The organism is Massilia horti, assembly GCF_004614195.1.
GTDB lineage: Bacteria > Pseudomonadota > Gammaproteobacteria > Burkholderiales > Burkholderiaceae_D > Telluria > Telluria horti.
On record NZ_SPUM01000026.1, the window covers coordinates 49,154 to 67,906 of the forward strand.

Consider the following 18,753-nt stretch of genomic DNA (forward strand, 5'->3'; position numbering starts at 1 on the left):
TATGAAAACGCAGGTATGCCTTGCACCAGCGCTGATCAAGGAGGCGCGCAAGCGTGCCCGTATTAGCGGACACCCCGTAATGCCTATTCTCGAGGCCCTGAGCGAATTCACTCCATCGGCGTTTATATCATCATTGGCTGCTACTCTCGGACTCCCTTCGATCTCCTTGAGCGAACTGGACGCGTTAACGCCGACATTTGAGGAGCTGTCTTTTACCGAGTCAGTACAGCGGAATTGTGTTTTAGTTTTGGGCGCTGAGCAAGTTATAGCAGCCATCGTTGATCCGTTTGACGTTGAATTTCAATCCTGGGTGGAATCGAAATGCGGGCAAGCACCGGAATGGCATATCGTGCATCGCGACGATCTCACTGCCTATTTCGCCGTACATGAGCGGGAGCTGCGGGCCTTGGATGGGGCGACACAAATCGATTCTCTTGCGGAGGATACGGTTGGGGCAGAGGACTTGTCGTTTGCGTCGATCACAGAAGATACGAGCCCTGTAGTACGTCTCGTGAATTCGACCATCTACGACGCAATGAAAGCAGGTGCCAGCGACATTCATCTTGAAACAACCAAAGCTGGCCTGCAAGTCAAGTACCGCATTGACGGAGTACTCGCGAATGTCGCGGAAGTGGGAGGCCTGACCTTGGCGGAGCAGGTTGTCTCACGCATCAAAGTCATGGCGGAGCTTGATATTGCGGAACGACGTGTGCCACAGGATGGCCGCTTTCGTCTCGCCTTCCGCGGCGATGAGATCGATTATCGCGTGTCTGTGATGCCTAACCTTGTATGCGAGGACGTAGTCATTCGAATCCTTGATAAACGTACCCTCGCTGATGAGATGGCTGGTTTGACGCTGGACTCACTCGGGTTTGACACTGAGACGCTGCGCGAGATCCGTCGCCTCGCACGCCAACCATATGGAATGCTTCTTGTCACCGGCCCAACTGGTAGTGGCAAGACCACGACTATGTATGCGGCACTAACAGAAATTAATGACGGCCACGACAAGATTATTACCATCGAAGATCCAGTGGAGTATCAATTACCCGGTGTGTTGCAAATTCCAGTAAATGAAAAGAAGGGCCTAACTTTTGCACGCGGATTGCGTTCGATCTTGCGCCACGACCCAGACAAGATACTAGTCGGGGAAATCCGTGATCCGGAAACCGCCCAGATTGCGATCCAATCAGCATTGACCGGGCACCTCGTGCTCACCAGCGTGCATGCGAATAATGTGATTGATGTGCTGGGGCGCTTTCTGCACATGGGTGTAGATGCGTATAGCTTTGTGTCGGCACTGAACGGCATTGTGGCCCAACGTCTTCTTCGATTGAATTGCCCACATTGCGAGACGGACTATGTGCCACATACCGAGGAACTCGCGTATTCCGAAATCCCTAGTCAACATGCGGCGGGCATGCGGTGGCGTCGGGGCATGGGATGCGGACACTGCCGAGGCACCGGTTACAAGGGCCGGCATGCCGTCGGCGAGGTATTACGCTTAACTGATGATATGCGCGAATTGATCGTTTCTCGCGCTCCTGTCAGCGCGATCAAGGCAGCGGCGAACCGTGCAGGGACGCGATTCCTACGTGAGGCAGCGATCGACATTGCAGCACAAGGCAGAACAACGCTTGAGGAAATCAATCGTGTTACCTTTGCTTCGTAAGCGCTACGTGGTGCGTCTCGGCGCGAAGTCGCTGAATATAACGCTCAAAAACGACCGCCGGCTGCCCGCACGCCGGACTGATAGCACTATCAACGCTGCATCCGATGATAGGTCTAGCTTGTGGAACAGTGCGCTTGACTCCTTAGACATTTTCCTTTCCAGCTTGCCTCGACAGCGTATCCTTGTTGAGGTGATTATTTCAAATGAATTCGTTCGTTATGCGGTTATTCCATGGAATGATGAATTACGCGACGCTGCCGAGATTGAATCCTTCGCTCGGATCAAGTTGGGAACACTGTTCGGAGAACAAGTCGCAGGCTGGGATTTGGTCCTAGATCGACAGCAGTTTGGGGAAAATATGGTGGCCTGTGCTGTTGATCCTGAAATGCTTGTAAGGTTACGTGCCCTCTGCCGTTCTAGACGCGCCAAGTTACATAGCATCGTTCCCGAATTGATGGCACGTTTCAACCAACATCGACACGCAATACGCGCCTCGACTTTTCTATATGCCTGCCTGAGTGAAAATCGCTGCCATTTGGCATATCGAGATATCTGCGGATGGCAAAGCCTGCGATCGGTTTCGTTGAGTGCGAGGAATGCTGAGGACCTGACAAAGATCATTGATCGAGAACTACTCATACAAGGATGTGACGACGCTTCAATCTACGTGGACTTGGCGGGATATGGAACGCCTCTCCAGGGCGAATTTGATAGACGGATTCAGGTCGTGTCCTTTCATGAGGGCTGGCATGACTAGTCGTTGCATACCGCCGCTTCGTCTTGCCTTCGAAGCACCAACGACATTTCATTTTTTCGGCCAAGTTGCAACGATTGCATCAATACTGCTGGCGCTCACGCTAGGCATGCATTACAGGCACATCCAGATTAGCTTGGCCGCCACCGAGGCCAGTCTTGCGGCCACACACCAAGCCAAATTACGCGAGTCAAGAAGGGGCGAGGTTGCTCCGGAACTGCGAATTCGCACTGCCGAAGAACTGGCAATCGCAAATGAAGTCATTCGCCGACTGAGTCTTCCGTGGGAGGATTTGTTCGCGGCACTGGAATCGTCCACCGACGACGATGTCGTACTGATCGCCATTGAGCCTGATGCAGATGCAGGCTCTGTGATCATTGCTGCGGAAGCGCGTACATCCCAGGCAATGATGGATTACGGTCAACGCTTAATGGGAAGTGCACGCTTTGGTGACGTGCGCATACAAAACCATCAGGTGCAAGTACAAGAGCCGCAAAAACCGATACGCTTCACGATCGCTGCGCGATGGCTTTTCCATGCTGATACATCAAAACGCCAAACGGGAGGCGGTAGATGAGGGCTGCGCAATTCAGGTGGTGGCTACAACAATGGAACCGGCGCGCAGGCGTGGCCAGCTTTGTTGCACTTGGATTACTTATTTCTTGCGGGTTAGGTTACTGGCTTGCGATATTGCCGCTCCAGGAGCAATTATATTTAATGCAAACCTCATTAACAAATGCAGCACGGCACAATCCTCCGCCGGCGGTACGGCATGTAGCGCGCGAAGCACTCAACACGTTCTACGCGAACGTTCCATCCGTCGACTCCCAATTCGCACTCTTGGCACGTCTGCACAAGGCTGCTTCAAGCCAGGGGCTGATCCTGGAACACGGAGATTACCAGTTCACTCGGGAGACGGGCTCGCCTCTCATGCGATATGAAATCGAGCTGCCCGTAAAAGGCGACTACGCCCAAATACGCCGGTTTGTATCTACGGCCATGATGGATTCCCCGACTCTGGCACTCAGATCCATCACTTTCTCACGTCAAAAGAGCGACGACGCGCAACTGACAGCGACGCTTGTGCTTGTGCTCTACCTCAAAAAGGAGGATGCATGAGAAGCCGGTGGTGGGCCATAGCCGGAATTGCTATCGCTGGCCTTTTGTGGGTGAATTTACATTTCACAAGCAGCAACGCGGTGGAGCCTTCACGCACAAGTAACAGGGCAGCAGCAGCGGCGAATGCAGCGCCGCTCATAATCAACAGCGCCCCGAAATTGCTTGCGGTCGAACGGGAAATCGGTGTCGAGGACGTGCGCAACCCGTTTTCCGCCAAGTCGTGGTTTGTGCAACCGCCACCTACCACGATTATGGCACCTCCACCGCCACCGCCTCCAAGCGCTCCACCATTGCCTTTCGCCTTTGCGGGAAGCTTAGAAACGGATCCTGGTCACGTGGTCTTCTACCTGATGCAGGGCGAGCAATCATTCGCAGTAACTCCGGGCGACGCGTTTGCGGGGCAATACAAACTTGAAGGAACAGATAACAATCGCCTTGTGATTACGTATCTCCCACTGGGCGTCAAGCAATTCTTGCCAGTAGCTACCGATTTTTGAAAGAAAACAATGACACGTTATCGTCGAGCAGTGCTGATATTCGCCACCGGGATGCTGATTGCAGGGTGCGCAGCCGATCGAATGCACTCGGCGGGACTGGACTTAATTGAACATGGAAAGCCGGAGGAGGGAGTCCGCTTGCTGGAACAGGCGGCGAAATCCGACCCGGGCAATGTCGTGTTCCGTTCTGACTTCCTCAATCAACGTTCCGAGCAGATTACACGTCTGCTGGCCGATGCTGACGATGCCCGCAACAGCGGAAAGTGGGAGCTGGCTGAACTTACGTATAATCGGGTGCTCAGCTTGGAAGGTTCAAACGTACGCGCCGCTGCTGGCCTTTCCTCCACAGCGCAGAGCCGGCGCCACGCAGCGCTCCTCGAACAAGCAGAGTCCGCACTGCAGAATAAGGAACAAGAAAAGGCTGCAGCTCTTGTGCGGCGGATTCTGGCCGAGGCGCCGCAAAATGGAGCTGCCCTAGCGATTGAACGGCAGATTGAAGAGATCAATTCAACAAGCCAACTGGCGGCGCTTTCGCTTCATTCGGCATTTCGCAAACCAATAACTTTGCAGTTTCGGGATGCCAGTCTACGTGTTGTTCTCGAGGCACTGGCTCGGGCGACAGGCGTCGATTTCATCCTGGATAAGGATGTGCGCCCCGATCTGCGTACCACTGTCTTTCTTCGGCAAGCACCGCTTGAGGACGCGCTGGCGCTTGTCCTGCAAACGAACAATCTTGAAAAAAAAGTCTTGAACGCGAATTCGGTCTTGATATACGCGAGCACTCCTGAAAAGCAAAAGGAATACCGGGAGCTCGTCGTCAAGGGGTTCTATCTCGCAAACGCCGATGTGAACAAGACGCATGCCATGATCAAGAGCATGCTCAAAACGAAGGACACATTTGTCGACGAGAAGCTGAATCTGCTTATGATTCGCGATACACCGGAAGCGGTCCGTCTTGCCGAGAAACTGATCGCCATGCAGGATTTGCCTGAGCCGGAGGTGATGCTTGATGTCGAGGTACTGGAAGTCAAGCGCTCCCGGTTGAACGATCTGGGAATTCAGTGGACAAGCCAATTCACGGTTAGCCCTTTGATGAGCACGCCCGCCCTTCTCACAGATCTGCGCGGGTTGAACGCGTCTCGCCTTGGCGTAACGACCCCGAGCGCGACAGTTAACGTAAGACGAGAGCTGGGTGATGCGAACATTCTCGCTAATCCACGCATCAGGGCGCGTAATCGCGAAAAGGCCAAGATACTGATTGGCGACAAAGTGCCAGTGTCCACAAGTACCGCCACGGCGACTGGATTGGTATCGGAAAGTGTGCAGTATCTCGATGTCGGGATCAAACTCGATGCCGAACCCAACGTTTACTTGGATGGCGATGTGGCAATCCGTGTTGGGCTGGAGGTTAGCACGATTACGCGCGAAATTCGCACGCCCGGTGGATCGCTTGCGTATCAAATCGGGTCGCGTTCGGCGTCGACTGTACTGCGGCTTCGTGATGGCGAGACCCAGGTCTTGGCTGGCCTGATCAGTGATCAGGATCGACATGACGCGAGTCGCATTCCTGGTCTTGGAGACCTTCCGATCGTGGGGCGCCTCTTTGGCTCCCAAAAAGACGGCCACGAGAAAACAGAAATTGTACTGTCCATAACACCGCATTTGATTCGAAACATCGAACGCCCGAGCGCGACTGCAGGAGAGTTCTGGTCGGGTACTGAATCGGCCTTGAATACCCGACCGTTGCGACTCGGAACGGCGGCCGAGGGTCAGGCAGGCACGACAGCAACGTCTGGCGATCGGAAAACAACAGATCTCAACAGCACTGCGTCGCCAACTAGGCTCGTTTTCAGCTGGATCGGCCCCAAGAAAATTGCTCCGAATGAACCATTCACGGTTGCATTGCGTCTGGAAAGCGATGGGGGAGTTCGGAGCCTGCCCCTTCAGTTTGGCTTCGATCCATTGAGTATCGAGCTGATCAACGTTGCGGAAGGCTCGTATTTCAAGAAAGCCAATGCAGAAACGAGCCTTTCTCACAGTGTCAACGCGTCGGAAGGAAAGGTAATGGTCAGCATTGTCCGCGCGGGCACGAGCGGGACACGTGGCAACGATGATGTCGTCATTCTTACGTTTAAACCGTTAAATCAAAAGAATTCAGAACTGAAATTAATGGCAGCAGCTCCGACCACGGTAGGTGATAAAGGGCCAGCACCGACGATGCCTGCTCCACTCATAATCAAGCTTGGGGACTAATGTGGGCGGTGTCAGTGCCCCTCGGGCTCGATTTCGCTGGGATCGGGAACAAGGATTCACGATCATCGAGCTGTTGGTGACCGTTGTAATCGTTTCGGTTCTGGCCGGAGCAGCGCTGCCCATGGCGGAGCTGGTTAACCGCCGAAATAAGGAGCAAGACCTGCGTCGTAATCTGATGTCAATCCGGGAGGCGCTAGATGCATACAAGAGAGCCTACGACGAAGGCAGGATAGCGCCAGTCCCAGGTGACTCCGGGTATCCGCCTGCACTCGCCACATTGGTCAATGGAGTTCAGGACGCAAAGAATCCGACTGGAGCGAAATTATATTTTCTACGCCGCCTGCCACGCGACCCCTTTGCTCCAGACCTTCAAGTTCCCTCTGAGGCAACATGGGGGCGGCGTAGCTATGACTCCAGCGCGTCCGAACCGAAAGAGGGGCGGGATGTCTATGACGTGTACTCACTCGCTCCCGGTAATGGGCTTAATGGAATTCCATACAGGGAGTGGTGATGCGCGCCAAGTCAATAATGCCGCGAGGCTTCACGCTGATCGAGCTGCTGGTAGCGTTGGCCATCATAGCGACTCTGCTCAGCCTTGCAGCCCCACGCTATCTGGGAAACGTAGAGCGTGCAAAAGAAGCCACGCTAAAGGAGAACCTTGCAACTTTGCGCGATGTCCTTGACAAGCATTTCGCCGATAAAGGAACGTATCCTCAAGCACTTGACGAGCTCGTGGAGCGCCGTTATCTCCGAAGAATTCCGGACGACCCTTTTACTGAGAGTAACAGGACTTGGATACTTATCCCTCCCCCTGATCCGAAGCTAGGGGGAATTTATGATGTACACAGTGGAACAACCGGACTTGCGCGGGATGGCAGTCGCTTGGCGGAGTGGTGACCGATGCAGCGGCGGCCAAATAATGCAGGCTTTACCTATCTGGCACTTCTCTTTTTTGTCGCGATTGCAGGGGTGTTTGCCGCAAGTGTTGGAATGATTTGGTCCACCGAGAGTCAGCGCGGAAAAGAACAATTACTCATTTATGTAGGTGGTCAATACCGCAAGGCAATCGAATCGTACTATGAAAAAACGCCGGGAACGGTAAAACAGTACCCCAAAGACCTCAACGATCTGCTGTATGACAAGCGCCAAGCAGGTACGGTTCGCCATTTGCGTCGTTCGTACATTGATCCAATAACGGATAGCGCAGATTGGGGTATCGTACATGCTCCTGATGGAGGCATAATGGGCGTGTATAGCAAATCTCAGAAAAGGCCACTGAAGACGAATCATCTTCCGGTGCCCATTCCTATATCCACGCCTGCTGAAACCTATTCCCAGTGGCGCTTTGCATTCAGTCCAAATAGCAGCAAATAATCTGGCGGGCGCTATCATCTGGTCCTTTTATGGGGCCACTGGACGCAGCAGGGTGCCGGAAGCGCCCTTCTGCTCGATGCTGCAATGCAGTTGTTCCCGGTGACCTTGGCGCCCCCCAGGCGTTTCAGCTTGCCAGCAAAGGGCAGGCAAGCTTTGCTAGTCAACCGCAGCATCCGCTCCTCTCATGACAGTGCGGTCGCAGCGGTTTGCGCGCCACCCGAGTCGCCTGCACTTGAAGCCACGCGCAGCAGCCCGAACCCCAAATGTCGTACCCAATGTGAGTTTTGATGAGAATTTCGAACTAAAATCCTTTTTGTTGGCTGACTTTTTGCTAACATTGCAGTAGGACTGAGCGTTGCGGCCCCGCAAACCTGTGTGATCCAATACCTCCTATGACACTGACCGAACTGAAATACATTGTCGCCGTTGCGCGTGCGAGACATTTCGGCCACGCTGCCGAGGCCTGCTTCGTTGCCCAGCCAACCCTCTCCGTCGCGATCAAGAAGCTTGAGGACGAGCTTGGCGTGACGCTGTTCGAACGCGGCGGCTCGGAAGTGTCGGTCACGCCGCTGGGCGCCCAGATTGTCGCGCAGGCCGAACGGGTGCTGGAGCAGACCGCCGCCATCAAGGAACTGGCCAAGCAGAACAAGGACCCGCTCGCCGGCCCGCTGCGCCTGGGCGTGATCTACACAATCGGCCCCTACCTGTTGCCGCCGCTGGTCAAGAACCTGATCGAGCACGTGCCGCAGATGCCGCTCGTGCTGCAGGAGAACTTCACCGTCAAACTGCTGGAGCAGCTGCGCCAGGGCGAGCTCGACGCCGCCATCATGGCGCTGCCGCTGCAGGAACACGGGATGTCGATGCAGACGCTGTATGACGAGCCGTTCGTGGTCGCGATGCCCAGGAACCATCCGTGGGCGGAGCGCAAGGAGATCTCGGCCGAGGACCTGAAGAGCGAAACCATGCTGCTGCTGGGCACCGGCCACTGCTTCCGCGACCAGGTGTTGGAAGTGTGTCCGGAAATGGCGCGCTTCTCGACGCCGGGCAATGGCATGCAGCGTACCTTCGAGGGTTCGTCGCTGGAGACGATCCGCCACATGGTCGCAAGCGGCATCGGCCTGACGGTGCTGCCGCGCGCGTCGGTGGTCGACATGCAGGACCCGAACGGCATGCTGACTTTCGTGCCGTTCTCAGCACCGGCGCCGTCGCGCCGGGTCGTGATCGTGTGGCGCAAGAGCTTCACGCGCCGCGCCGCGATCGACGCGGTCTGCCAGGAAGTAGCCCGGTGCGAGCTGCAGGGCGTGGACATGCTGGCGCTCGAAGCGGCCGCCTGATCTGTATCACCCGGCCGGGCACGGCGCCCACAGGCCGCGCGCAAACGCAGTAGAATCCCTGCCTTCTGCACAACCATTCTTGCCAGACAAGAAGCATACGATGAACAAACTGGCGCTGTATTTCCGGCTTGTCCGCGCCGACAAGCCAATCGGCATTCTCCTGTTACTCTGGCCTACGCTGTGGGCCCTGTGGATGGCCTCGGGTGGCAAGCCCAACCCGCTGTATTTGGTCATCTTCGTGCTCGGCACCGCGCTGATGCGTTCGGCCGGCTGCGCGATCAACGACTATGCCGACCGCGACTTCGACCTGCACGTCAAGCGCACCAAGGACCGTCCCCTGACCAGCGGCCGCATCAAGGGCTGGGAAGCGGTCATGGTGGCAGCGGTGCTGGCCCTGGTCTCGTTCCTGCTGATCCTGCCGCTCAACACGCTGACCAAGCAATTGTCGGTCCTGGCGCTGTTCGTCGCCGGCAGCTACCCCTACTTCAAGCGATTCTTCGCCATCCCGCAGGCTTACCTGGGCATCGCCTTTGGCTTCGGCATCCCGATGGCATTCGCAGCAGTCCAGGGCGAGGTGCCGGCGGTCGCGTGGTGGCTGCTGGTAGCCAACATCTTCTGGGCCGTGGCCTACGACACCGAGTACGCGATGGTCGACCGCGACGACGACTTGAAGATCGGCATTCGCACCTCGGCAATCACCTTCGGCCGCTTCGACGTGGCCGCCGTGATGCTGTGCTATGGCGCGGCGCTGGCGATCGACCTGGTGTGCGGCTGGCTGCTCGGCCTGCGCGGCTGGTTCGTGGCGGGGGTAATGGTCGCGGCCGCCATGGCCCTCTACCACTACACGCTGATCCGCGATCGCGATCGCATGCGCTGCTTTGCCGCCTTCCGCCACAACAACTGGCTGGGCGCCGCATTGTTCGCGGGTGTCGCGCTCGACTATGCATTAGGTTAATATTGTCCCAAAGGCATTCGCACAGGACACGCCGCCGGATTGCCCGGCCGTGCCGCCGAATGCCCAGACCAGACTCTTGCCACAACGAACAGAACGAGGTTCTCCCATGATGGAAAAAATCCCTACCCAGACCGGCGCACGCGAGCAACTGATGTCCGACCTGAAGAGCGTGATCCAGGATGCCGAAGCCTGGCTGCGCCACGGCGGCCAACTGACCGGCGAGGAACTGAAAGCGGCCAAGGCAAAGTTCGAGCGCACCCTGATGAACGCCAAGGATGACCTGATCCGGCTGGAAGAAGCCGCGGTCGAGAAGGCCAAGGTTGCAGCGCGCGCCACCGACGAGTACGTGAAAGAAAACCCGTGGAAGGCGGTCGGCCTGGGCACAGCGGTCGGCGTCGTCATCGGCATGCTCATCGCACGCAAGTAAGCAATGTCGATCACAGCGGCGGCAAGCAGGATAGCGGCGACCCTGATCGCCATGGTGCACACGCGGCTCGAGCTGGCCGCGGTGGAGATGCAGGAAGAGGCGCATCGTCTGCTCGGCTACATGGCGTGGCTGATACTGGCCGTGTTCCTGCTTGCAGGCAGCATCCTGCTGGCCACGCTGTTCGTGATCGTGCTGTTTTGGGACAGCTACCGCCTGCACGCGGTGGGCGGCATGGCCGCCCTGCTCGCGCTGGTTGGCGCCGCGATCGTGATGAAGGTACGCGCCAGCCTTGATTCGCGGCCACCGCTGCTGTCGAACACGCTGAACGAGCTGCGCAACGACATGGCTTTCGCCACCGCCTCGGAGCCGGCCGATGAGCAATAGCCTGAAACGTCTGGCGGCGCGGCGCGCCGAACTGATCGAGGAGTGCGCGCTGCAGCGCGCACAGGTGGCGCAGGAGTTTACGCTGCTACGCTCCCCTTTGAATGCCTTCAGCCTCGACGGACTGCGCGAGCGGCTCGCAGGCCACAGCACGCTGCTGCTGGCAGTCGCCGGCGTCGCGCTTGGATTCGTGGTCACCCGTCCCAAACGGCTGCTCTCTCTCGCTTCACGCGCCCTGCCCCTGTTCGGGATGGTGCGCAAGCTCCTGCCGCTCTTGTCCCACTAGCAGGGAGCCAATCGGCACGCCCTCGGTTCCAGGCCCTCAATTCGGAATGGCCTGTCGCCGAGGCGTATCACCGTTGTATCACCGGTCGTAACAGCGGCCTGTCTTCCAATACTCCTAATCCAGTCGTATTTCCTGCCGTCTTCCGCTTGACGGCATCATCCCTCCGCGTCCAGACAGAGGCCGCGCTGACGCTTGACCGTTTGCGTTTTGTCTCTTGATTGAGCGCAATTTGGCTCTAACCATCCCGCTCAACAATAAACGCTGGCGTTTGTTAGCTTTCGCCGATCGCCTTGGCACTGCGCGTCCTCAGCAAACTGCCATGCAGCCGCGCAGCCCCTTTCCATCAAGACCAGCCCCACCAGACAGCAGTCCAACTTAAATCTCGGAGAGAACAAAATGGCAACCGACGTATATCTGCAGATCGAAGGCATCAAGGGAGAATCCCAGGACGACAAACACAAGGACTGGATCGAAGTGACCGGCATCCACTGGGGAGTCCACCAACCAAGGAGCGCGACGGCGTCCACCAGTGGGGGCCATACCTCGGAACGTGCCGAGCTGGCGGATATCTCCTTCTCCAAGCTGGCCGACCTGTCCTCTCCGATCCTTGCGCAGACGTGCGCGATGGGCAAGACGATCCCCAAGGCCAAGTTCGAGTTCTTCCGGGCGGATGGCAATGGAATCCGGGTCAAATATTTCGAGATCGTCCTGACGAATGTCCTGATCGGCATGGTCAAGCCACACCTGGGCGGGGAGGAGTCCTACCTGACCGAGACCGTCAACCTGAAATACTCCAAGATCAACTGGACCTACACGCAACAGAAGGTCGGCGGTGGCAGCGGCGGCGCCACCGTGGGCGGCTGGGACTTGGCGGCCAACAAGATCGCGTAGGGGGCGTCATGCCGGTCGATCTTGAAAAGTTCGCCAAGCACTTACGCGCCAATGTCCGCCCCAACTTTGGTAACGGCAAGTGCGGTGAATTCGTGCGTAAGGCGTTGCAAGCCGGAGGCGCCAAGATTCCGCAACCGTACCCGGCAACAGGCAAGGAGTATGGCCCGATACTGCTGATGCTGGGCTTTCATAAAATTACAGTCGACGATCCTGACAAGTTCAGCTTCATCAGGGGTGACGTAATGGTCATGGAGTCGTACAAGCTGAACGGTGCGGGACACGTTGCGGGATACGACGGACAAAAATGGATTTCAGATTTCATCCAACGAGACTTCTGGGCTGGGAAAGATTACCGAAATGCGAGGCCTCAATATGCCGTTTACCGTTACTAAACACCTGATCATCGCTGCGCTGCTGGTGGCATGCAACTCGGCCGTTTCGGCCAACGACAAGCCGCCGCGATTTCTGCAGGAGCCTGTCCTGGGTTTGCGCCTGAAGTCCGCCGGCGTCAAACTTGAGCTATTGCCGGAGGACGTGCGCAAGATTTGCGTACAGATTGCGGATAGCGAGAACTGGACAGCACGTAAATGGATTTTCGCTCGTGCCGCTGATGCCGCCTCAACCTACTATGTAGTCTCCGGTTACTCCAAGCGGCGCCATCCTGAGCCAGGTGAACCGCTTTACGAGCCCGACGAACGCGGAGGGATGTTGTTCGTAACAGGCAATAAGTGCGAAGGAGACCCGGCACGCGAGGTGTTTAAAGCGCGGGACTTTAACGACACACCGCAGGCAATCCTCCAGCAGCTCGCCCAAGATTTGGCCAAGCGGTTATCCCGCGCATTCGGTGGCCCGGATCGACTGCGCACTGAAATCAAGAACCAGCGTATCGACTTCGACCAGCTCTCGCCGGAGCTACAGGAGGCGTTCAAGCCGTACTTCGGGCCTGCAAAGTAAGTCAGACCGGAACGGGGGACGCTCGGTTCCCCGTTTTTTCCTCCGGCTTGGATGCCAAATACCCGATAAATCACTCAGTTCCTAACCGTGCATTCGCCACGGATCTTTGGTCGCGCCCCAGGGAACAAACGTGATTGCTATCTGCTAGTAGCATTCCCAACATCCCCGAGTTATCCGTTTTCATCAAGAATACATGTCAAATTCCATATGACAGCAATTTTTATTGCGCACAAGTGGAAGTCAATGCTACAGTTGCCTCGCAATATAACAGTAACAACATGACCAACCACCCACCACTCCGCCACCGGAGACGCGTTAAGTATTGGAGACGACATTGCGCTATCAGCGGTTTTCCCTTGCCGTTATCACGACCCCCGCCATCGTCCTTGCGCAGCAAACATCGGTAAACGAGCCGATAACACCGACAGTAGAGGTGCGAGGCAGTACATCGAGCTACGACCCGCGCCGCGACGACACCGTAGCCAAAATCGTCCTCAAGCATGATGAAATCGTCAAACACGGCGACACCAATCTGCTCGATGTACTCAAGCGCATACCGGGCATTACCGTCAGCGGCAGCGCAGGCCGTGGCAGCGAGATTCAAATGCAAGGCCTCGGGAGCGGATATACACAAGTCCTGATTAACGGCGAGCGCCCACCACGAGGGTTTGCGATCGACACCCTCGCTCCCGATCTGATCGAACGAATTGAAGTAATGCGCACGGCGAACGTTGAGTATTCAACGCAGGCCATTGCGGGAACGATTAATGTCGTACTCAAGAAGGCAGCGCGGACCGCTGAACGCGAATTCAAGATTGGCTACGAAATTGGCCGCGACACGCACAGCCCGAGCGCCAATTTGCAACTGTCCGACCGCATGGACCGGTTCAGCTATTCGGTAGGTGGCAACCTGGTTCGCAATGGTTTCGAGGGGGATGTCCCCGGCGTCGAACACGAGCGCGACCTGAACGGGCGGACTACACTATTGCGCACCACGTCCGCCCATGAGAACGGACTCCTCACTACCTACAATCTCGCACCGCGCCTCAATTGGTCACTGGAAGGCGGCGACACCGTAGCTTTGGAAAGTGTGGTGAACATCAATCGCTTCCGTGTCCAGGTCCATGCCCCGACCTCGACCGAAATTGGCGGGCTGCCAGCGTACCCGCAAAAAGAAACGAGGATGACCAACGATAACGCATCCTTCCGTAGTGGCCTGAGCTGGACCCACAATCTGGAATCCGGCACAAAATTGGAAATGAAGCTCGGCGCTTCGGGCAGCAGTACTGGCAATACCGTCTATCGTGATGCGAGCGGCAATCCCGTCTTCGGGCTCCTCACCCGGAAAATCGATTCCCAAGCCCGCGATCGCGGAGTCAGCTCGACCGGCAAGGCCTCCATTCCCCTGCGCGAGGGACATGCGCTGACGTTTGGCTGGAATGGCGGTATCGATACCCGCGATGACGCTCGGACTGAGCGTGACTACCTGCAGCCGCTGCTCGATATTCCCGGCGGCGACGAAAGATCCAGCGGCCGCGTCACGCACCTTGCGCTATACGGGCAGGATGAATGGGAGATTACTCCGCGCTGGTCGGTTTATTTGGGTGCGCGCTGGGAAGGGATACGAATCCGGGTAAGTGGCGATGCATTTGGAACCGCACATTCGCGCTCCGGCGTGTTCAGCCCTGTGCTGCAGACGCTCTACAAATTGGCGGATACCAAGCAAGATCAGCTGCGCCTGGCAATTTCGCGCACCTATAAAGCACCGAGCATGCAGAGTCTGTTACCAGACCCCTACACGACCATTAACAACAGCCAGGTCGAGCCGGACGTTCAAGGCAATCCGAGGCTCAAGCCAGAGCTGTCGCTTGGGCTGGACGCCGCATACGAGCACTACTGGGGGGAAGGTGCCCTGCTGTCCGCCAGCGTCTCGACGCGGCGTATCGATGATTACACCCGCCACCTGGTTAGTTTCGATGGCCGACGCTGGATTTCCCAACCAGTGAACATCGGCCAGGCGCGTACTCATAGCCTGCAATTGGAAGCGAAATTTCCGCTGACTGCGATTTTCAGCGATGCGCCTGCGCTTGACCTTCATGCCGACATTGCGCGCAACTGGTCTTCAGTCGACGCGGTGCCCGGCCCCGATAACCGCCTCGGCCAACAGACCCCGCTGTCGGCCAACCTTGGTGCCGACTACATTCGCGGGGCGCTGACGACGGGCGCCAACTTCTTATTCAAATCGGGTGGCCGAGTGCGTCTTTCGGCCAATCAAACCGCGTACCTCAACGTACAGCGTGACCTTGAACTATACGCGCTATGGAAGCTCACACCGACCCGCCAGTTGCGGCTAGCGGCAATGAACGTGCTCGGGCAGGACTTCGTCAATGAGGGCAGCTACACCGGCACCTATGGCGTTCTTCGAAACCGGACAACAAACGTGAATCACGCCAGCCTGCGCGCCACGCTTGAAACGAAATTCTGATTGCCGTGCTGCTGACGCTCCTGGCTTGCGGCGGGTGCGCACCTGTGCGCACGCGGTTCGCGAAGGCAGCGTAACGATTCAGTAGCCGCAAGTGAGCATGCATCCGCGTGCGCACGGGTGCGCACCCTACGATTCATTGGCAAACCACTTGCGCCGCCGGACCATGCCGAGCGCGCCCAGCCCGGCAACCAGCATGCCGGCACCGCCTGGCTCAGGCACCGTGGTGACGGGATCAAGCAGCAGCGCCTGCGTGCCGTATCCAGCCTTGAAACCGTAGGCCGCGATCTGTCCATTGTTGTTGATATCTGACCCCTCATAGATGGTCCACCCCGAAGCCGGATCGATCAGCGAATTGAGGTCCATCACCACCCCGTCCGCATACAGGAAGCCGAGCAATCCAACGCCCGGGCCGTTGAACGAGCGCCCCACCACCTGGCCGAAATCATTAATGCCGAAGGCATCGCTCGACAAACCAAGCGAGACGCCGATGTCGGTCATCACTCCGTTCGAGTACAGGAACGCATGGGAAAACGCGCTTTCCTCGAAGCCCGACGAGCCCACGACCTGCCCGAGGTTGTTGACCGAAGCGGCAGAGCTGTAATTGTCGCGGCCGGAAAGCGTTCCCAGATCGGTCATCACGCCGTCCTGGTACAGGAAGGCGTGCGTAAAGGTCGGATCAATGGCGGAGGAACCGGCAATCTGCCCTGCGTTGTTGATGCTACTTGCCGTGCTCGTGCCGCCGCCAAGGGTGCCCAGGTCTTGCATGCGACCTTGCGAATAGAGAAAAGCGTGAGAATCACCATTGGCCAGGTCGGCTTGCCCGACGACCAGGCCGGCGTCGTTGATGCCGTTGGCGTTGCTGTTGGGTCCGCCCAAAGTGCCCAGGTCGCGCATGGTGCCGTTGGCATACAGGAACGCATGACCCAGGCTGGCTCCCGGCACGGCGGAATAGCCGACCACCTGCCCCGGGTTGTTGATGTCCATGGCGTGGGTGCTGCCGCCGGCGAGCGATCCAAGGCTGGCCAGGACGCCTTGCGAATACAGGAAACCAAAATCCGGCTGACCGTCGCCGCTGAAGGAAGTTCCAACCACTTGGCCGGATTCATTGATTCCGAATGGCATGCTGTAGCCGCCAGCGATGGTTCCCAGTGGCGTGATGGTGTAGCGCACTTCCGCGCGCGCAAGCGGAGTAAGCAGCAACGAAAGGACCAGCGGTGCGATGCTTCGCGTGATGCCCATGATTTGTCTCCAGTGCCAATCCCAGGGAAAGACGGCAAGTTGCTCAGCTTGCATCGCAGTTTACTGGGCAAAACAACCGGACTTATTGATGCGCGTCGCCGGTGCTGCACTTGCCGCGCTTCCTGACTTTCAAGCAAGAAAGCTTGTCTACAGGCCGCGCAGGATTTGGATAAAATGTCCGAATGAGCACATGAGCGCATTGCCTCTGCGTTCATTCTTGTAGCCCTTAAAGAAAGGCATGTCACTCCATGAATTCGATTCCGCTCCCAACATACGACGACGTTGTGCAAGCCGCAGGCCGGATTGCAGGCGTCGCCAATCGCACACCGATCCTGACCTCGCGCACCGTGAACGAGGAATTTGGCGCAGAGGTGTTCTTCAAGTGCGAAAACATGCAGCGCATGGGAGCGTTCAAGTTCCGCGGCGCCTACAACGCCCTGTCGAAATTCACTCCTGAGCAGCGGCGTGCAGGTGTGGTGGCATTTTCATCGGGTAATCATGCGCAGGCGATCGCCCTGTCGGCCAAGCTGCTGGGCATGCCTGCCACGATCGTGATGCCGCATGATGCGCCGGCAGCCAAGGTGGCGGCAACCAAGGGCTACGGCGGCAATGTGGTCATCTACGACCGCTACAAGGAAGATCGCGAGCAGATCGGCCGCGAGCTCGCCGAAAAGCATTCCCTCACCCTGATCCCGCCCTACGACCATCCGGACGTGATGGCCGGCCAGGGCACGGCGGCCAAGGAACTGTTCGAAGAAGCCGGCCCGCTCGATGCCTTCTTCGTACCGCTCGGCGGCGGTGGCCTGCTATCCGGCTCGGCGCTCGCGACCCGTGCCCTGTCGCCAAACTGCCAACTCTTTGGCGTGGAACCGGAGGCGGGCAACGATGGGCAGCAATCGTTCCGATCGGGTTCGATCGTCCACATCGACACGCCCAATACCATCGCCGACGGCGCGCAAACGCAGCACCTGGGCCAGTACACCTTCCCCATCATCCAGCGCGACGTCAACGACATCCTGACCGCGTCGGACGACGAACTCGTTCAATGCATGCGCTTCTTCGCCGAGCGCATGAAGATTGTCGTCGAGCCTACCGGTTGCCTCGGCTTTGCCGCTGCGCGCGGCATGAAGGAGCAATTGAAGGGCAAGCGGGTCGGCATTCTCGTCAGCGGCGGCAATATCGACCTCGCACGCCTCGGCGGTTTTCTGGCGGGATGAGGCGCACTGGGGCGCCGACTAGTCGCGCCCCATCTCGTCGCCAAGCTCGCGGCCGCGCGCCGCTGCCGCCTTCATCGCATCGACGATCGCCTGCTTGACGCCGGCCTGCTCCATGCTGGTAATCGCCGCATGCGTGGTGCCGCCTTTGGACGTCACGCGCTGGCGCAGCACCTCCACCGGGTCCGGCGACTGCGCCGCCAATTGCGCCGCGCCGGCAAAGGTGGCAAGCGCCAGCTCCTTGCCCTGTTCCGCCGACAGCCCCATCTCCTGCGCCGCCTGCTGCATCGCTTCCAGGAAGTAGAACACGTAGGCCGGCCCGCTGCCCGACACCGCCGTGACCGGGTCGATCAGCGCCTCGTCATCCAGCCATACGGTCTTGCCGACCGCCCGCATGATGCTGTCGGCCGCCGCCTTCTGCTGTTCGCTGGTCCCGGGCAACGCCACCATGCCGGTGATCCCCTGCTGGACCAGTGCCGGCGTGTTCGGCATGCTGCGCACGATCGCCCGGTAGCCGCCGAGCCAGCGCGACAGGTCCGCGCCGCGGATGCCGGCCGCAATCGACAGCACCAGCTGGTCCGCAAGTATCGGCGCCAGCACTGCCGCCACCTCGCGCATCTGCTGGGGCTTCACCGCCAGCACCACCACGTCGCTCGCGGCGACCTTGTCGTCGATTGCCTGCGCGGTGCTCACGCCGTATCGCGACTGCAGGTGCGCCAGCGCCTCGCCGTTCGGGTCTACCACGTGGATGTCGGCCGCGTCCAGCAGTTTGCCGGCGAGGCCCGCGATTAGCGCGCTGGCCATGTTGCCGCCGCCGATGAAAGTGATCTTCATGCTGCTCCTGTTTGCTAGATGTCGTTAAACGTAGGGTGCGCACCTGTGCGCACGCGGTTCGCGAAAGCAGCGTGAAGATACAGC

The 18,753-nt window shown here is 58.1% G+C and carries 21 protein-coding genes; 19 read left to right on the forward strand and 2 right to left on the reverse strand.

Annotated elements, in window-relative coordinates; genetic code table 11:
- The first annotated feature begins 1 nt into the window (after position 1).
- The 18 genes from E4O92_RS04170 (at position 2) to E4O92_RS04255 (ending at position 15,382) form a co-directional block, all read left to right on the forward strand.
- Positions 2-1,672, forward strand: a complete 1,671-nt coding sequence (locus E4O92_RS04170) for a GspE/PulE family protein (RefSeq protein ID WP_206076809.1) — start codon at positions 2-4, stop codon at positions 1,670-1,672.
- Positions 1,653-2,429: a hypothetical protein gene (locus E4O92_RS04175; RefSeq protein ID WP_135188490.1), complete on the forward strand. Its 777-nt coding sequence runs from the start codon at positions 1,653-1,655 to the stop codon at positions 2,427-2,429. The genes E4O92_RS04170 and E4O92_RS04175 overlap by 20 nt, the downstream gene beginning before the upstream one ends.
- Positions 2,422-3,003 (forward strand): PilN domain-containing protein, encoded by a 582-nt coding sequence (locus E4O92_RS04180; RefSeq protein WP_135188491.1) that lies wholly within the window; start codon positions 2,422-2,424, stop codon positions 3,001-3,003. Before E4O92_RS04175 ends, E4O92_RS04180 begins: the two co-directional genes overlap by 8 nt.
- Positions 3,000-3,545, forward strand: a complete 546-nt coding sequence (locus E4O92_RS04185; RefSeq protein WP_135188492.1) for a hypothetical protein — start codon at positions 3,000-3,002, stop codon at positions 3,543-3,545. Before E4O92_RS04180 ends, E4O92_RS04185 begins: the two co-directional genes overlap by 4 nt.
- A complete protein-coding gene (locus tag E4O92_RS04190) occupies positions 3,542-4,042 on the forward strand; it encodes a hypothetical protein (protein ID WP_135188493.1) in 501 nt (166 codons plus the stop codon). Before E4O92_RS04185 ends, E4O92_RS04190 begins: the two co-directional genes overlap by 4 nt.
- A 9-nt stretch (positions 4,043-4,051) precedes the next feature.
- The gene (locus E4O92_RS04195; protein WP_135188494.1) at positions 4,052-6,295 is read left to right on the forward strand and encodes a secretin GspD/PilQ domain-containing protein; all 2,244 of its coding nucleotides are present in this window, start codon (positions 4,052-4,054) and stop codon (positions 6,293-6,295) included.
- A 1-nt stretch (position 6,296) separates the two neighbouring features.
- A complete protein-coding gene (locus tag E4O92_RS04200; RefSeq protein WP_135188495.1) occupies positions 6,297-6,806 on the forward strand; it encodes a type II secretion system protein in 510 nt (169 codons plus the stop codon).
- Positions 6,806-7,192, forward strand: coding sequence for a type II secretion system protein (locus E4O92_RS04205; protein ID WP_135188496.1), 387 nt, complete (start codon positions 6,806-6,808; stop codon positions 7,190-7,192). Before E4O92_RS04200 ends, E4O92_RS04205 begins: the two co-directional genes overlap by 1 nt.
- 3 nt (positions 7,193-7,195) lie before the next feature.
- Positions 7,196-7,669, forward strand: a complete 474-nt coding sequence (locus tag E4O92_RS04210; RefSeq protein ID WP_135188497.1) for a type II secretion system protein — start codon at positions 7,196-7,198, stop codon at positions 7,667-7,669.
- A gap of 392 nt (positions 7,670-8,061) precedes the next feature.
- Positions 8,062-9,003 (forward strand): hydrogen peroxide-inducible genes activator, encoded by a 942-nt coding sequence (locus E4O92_RS04215; protein ID WP_135188498.1) that lies wholly within the window; start codon positions 8,062-8,064, stop codon positions 9,001-9,003.
- 100 nt (positions 9,004-9,103) lie between these two features.
- Entirely contained in the window at positions 9,104-9,958 is an 855-nt protein-coding gene (gene ubiA, locus E4O92_RS04220; RefSeq protein WP_135188499.1) for a 4-hydroxybenzoate octaprenyltransferase, read from the forward strand.
- A gap of 106 nt (positions 9,959-10,064) precedes the next feature.
- The gene (locus E4O92_RS04225) at positions 10,065-10,385 is read left to right on the forward strand and encodes an ElaB/YgaM/YqjD family protein (RefSeq protein ID WP_135188500.1); all 321 of its coding nucleotides are present in this window, start codon (positions 10,065-10,067) and stop codon (positions 10,383-10,385) included.
- 3 nt (positions 10,386-10,388) lie between these two features.
- Positions 10,389-10,769: a phage holin family protein gene (locus E4O92_RS04230; protein ID WP_135188501.1), complete on the forward strand. Its 381-nt coding sequence runs from the start codon at positions 10,389-10,391 to the stop codon at positions 10,767-10,769.
- Positions 10,759-11,052: a YqjK family protein gene (locus tag E4O92_RS04235; protein ID WP_135188502.1), complete on the forward strand. Its 294-nt coding sequence runs from the start codon at positions 10,759-10,761 to the stop codon at positions 11,050-11,052. Before E4O92_RS04230 ends, E4O92_RS04235 begins: the two co-directional genes overlap by 11 nt.
- A 396-nt stretch (positions 11,053-11,448) precedes the next feature.
- Positions 11,449-11,943 carry an Hcp family type VI secretion system effector gene (locus tag E4O92_RS04240; RefSeq protein ID WP_135188503.1) on the forward strand — a complete coding sequence of 165 codons (495 nt, stop codon included), beginning with the start codon at positions 11,449-11,451 and terminating at the stop codon, positions 11,941-11,943.
- 8 nt (positions 11,944-11,951) lie between these two features.
- Positions 11,952-12,335 carry a hypothetical protein gene (locus E4O92_RS04245; protein ID WP_135188504.1) on the forward strand — a complete coding sequence of 128 codons (384 nt, stop codon included), beginning with the start codon at positions 11,952-11,954 and terminating at the stop codon, positions 12,333-12,335.
- Positions 12,316-12,897 (forward strand): hypothetical protein, encoded by a 582-nt coding sequence (locus E4O92_RS04250; RefSeq protein ID WP_135188505.1) that lies wholly within the window; start codon positions 12,316-12,318, stop codon positions 12,895-12,897. Before E4O92_RS04245 ends, E4O92_RS04250 begins: the two co-directional genes overlap by 20 nt.
- 322 nt (positions 12,898-13,219) lie before the next feature.
- A complete protein-coding gene (locus E4O92_RS04255; protein WP_135188506.1) occupies positions 13,220-15,382 on the forward strand; it encodes a TonB-dependent receptor plug domain-containing protein in 2,163 nt (720 codons plus the stop codon).
- 126 nt (positions 15,383-15,508) lie between these two features.
- Here E4O92_RS04255 and E4O92_RS04260 read toward each other — a convergent pair whose 3' ends face one another.
- A complete protein-coding gene (locus E4O92_RS04260; RefSeq protein ID WP_167759686.1) occupies positions 15,509-16,621 on the reverse strand; it encodes an HAF repeat-containing PEP-CTERM protein in 1,113 nt (370 codons plus the stop codon).
- Between the two features lie 248 nt (positions 16,622-16,869).
- Between E4O92_RS04260 and E4O92_RS04265 the strand changes: the two genes are divergently transcribed.
- A complete protein-coding gene (locus tag E4O92_RS04265) occupies positions 16,870-17,838 on the forward strand; it encodes a threo-3-hydroxy-L-aspartate ammonia-lyase (RefSeq protein WP_135188508.1) in 969 nt (322 codons plus the stop codon).
- 18 nt (positions 17,839-17,856) lie between these two features.
- On the opposite strand, the gene proC is transcribed toward E4O92_RS04265, so the two are convergent.
- A complete protein-coding gene (gene proC, locus E4O92_RS04270) occupies positions 17,857-18,669 on the reverse strand; it encodes a pyrroline-5-carboxylate reductase (RefSeq protein ID WP_135188509.1) in 813 nt (270 codons plus the stop codon).
- Positions 18,670-18,753: the final 84 nt, after the last annotated feature.

What these genes read in the sequence shown, in the direction of transcription:
- proC (WP_135188509.1), bottom strand. Translation starts at nt 18,669, where the DNA reads ATGAAGATCACTTTCATCGGCGGCGGCAACATGGCCAGCGCGCTAATC.
- E4O92_RS04180 (WP_135188491.1), top strand. Translation starts at nt 2,422, where the DNA reads ATGACTAGTCGTTGCATACCGCCGCTTCGTCTTGCCTTCGAAGCACCA.
- E4O92_RS04240 (WP_135188503.1), top strand. Translation starts at nt 11,449, where the DNA reads ATGGCAACCGACGTATATCTGCAGATCGAAGGCATCAAGGGAGAATCC.
- E4O92_RS04195 (WP_135188494.1), top strand. Translation starts at nt 4,052, where the DNA reads ATGACACGTTATCGTCGAGCAGTGCTGATATTCGCCACCGGGATGCTG.
- E4O92_RS04210 (WP_135188497.1), top strand. Translation starts at nt 7,196, where the DNA reads ATGCAGCGGCGGCCAAATAATGCAGGCTTTACCTATCTGGCACTTCTC.
- E4O92_RS04170 (WP_206076809.1), top strand. Translation starts at nt 2, where the DNA reads ATGAAAACGCAGGTATGCCTTGCACCAGCGCTGATCAAGGAGGCGCGC.
- E4O92_RS04245 (WP_135188504.1), top strand. Translation starts at nt 11,952, where the DNA reads ATGCCGGTCGATCTTGAAAAGTTCGCCAAGCACTTACGCGCCAATGTC.
- E4O92_RS04260 (WP_167759686.1), bottom strand. Translation starts at nt 16,621, where the DNA reads ATGGGCATCACGCGAAGCATCGCACCGCTGGTCCTTTCGTTGCTGCTT.
- E4O92_RS04205 (WP_135188496.1), top strand. Translation starts at nt 6,806, where the DNA reads ATGCGCGCCAAGTCAATAATGCCGCGAGGCTTCACGCTGATCGAGCTG.
- ubiA (WP_135188499.1), top strand. Translation starts at nt 9,104, where the DNA reads ATGAACAAACTGGCGCTGTATTTCCGGCTTGTCCGCGCCGACAAGCCA.
- E4O92_RS04265 (WP_135188508.1), top strand. Translation starts at nt 16,870, where the DNA reads ATGAATTCGATTCCGCTCCCAACATACGACGACGTTGTGCAAGCCGCA.
- E4O92_RS04215 (WP_135188498.1), top strand. Translation starts at nt 8,062, where the DNA reads ATGACACTGACCGAACTGAAATACATTGTCGCCGTTGCGCGTGCGAGA.
- E4O92_RS04225 (WP_135188500.1), top strand. Translation starts at nt 10,065, where the DNA reads ATGATGGAAAAAATCCCTACCCAGACCGGCGCACGCGAGCAACTGATG.
- E4O92_RS04235 (WP_135188502.1), top strand. Translation starts at nt 10,759, where the DNA reads ATGAGCAATAGCCTGAAACGTCTGGCGGCGCGGCGCGCCGAACTGATC.
- E4O92_RS04185 (WP_135188492.1), top strand. Translation starts at nt 3,000, where the DNA reads ATGAGGGCTGCGCAATTCAGGTGGTGGCTACAACAATGGAACCGGCGC.
- E4O92_RS04190 (WP_135188493.1), top strand. Translation starts at nt 3,542, where the DNA reads ATGAGAAGCCGGTGGTGGGCCATAGCCGGAATTGCTATCGCTGGCCTT.
- E4O92_RS04230 (WP_135188501.1), top strand. Translation starts at nt 10,389, where the DNA reads ATGTCGATCACAGCGGCGGCAAGCAGGATAGCGGCGACCCTGATCGCC.
- E4O92_RS04250 (WP_135188505.1), top strand. Translation starts at nt 12,316, where the DNA reads ATGCCGTTTACCGTTACTAAACACCTGATCATCGCTGCGCTGCTGGTG.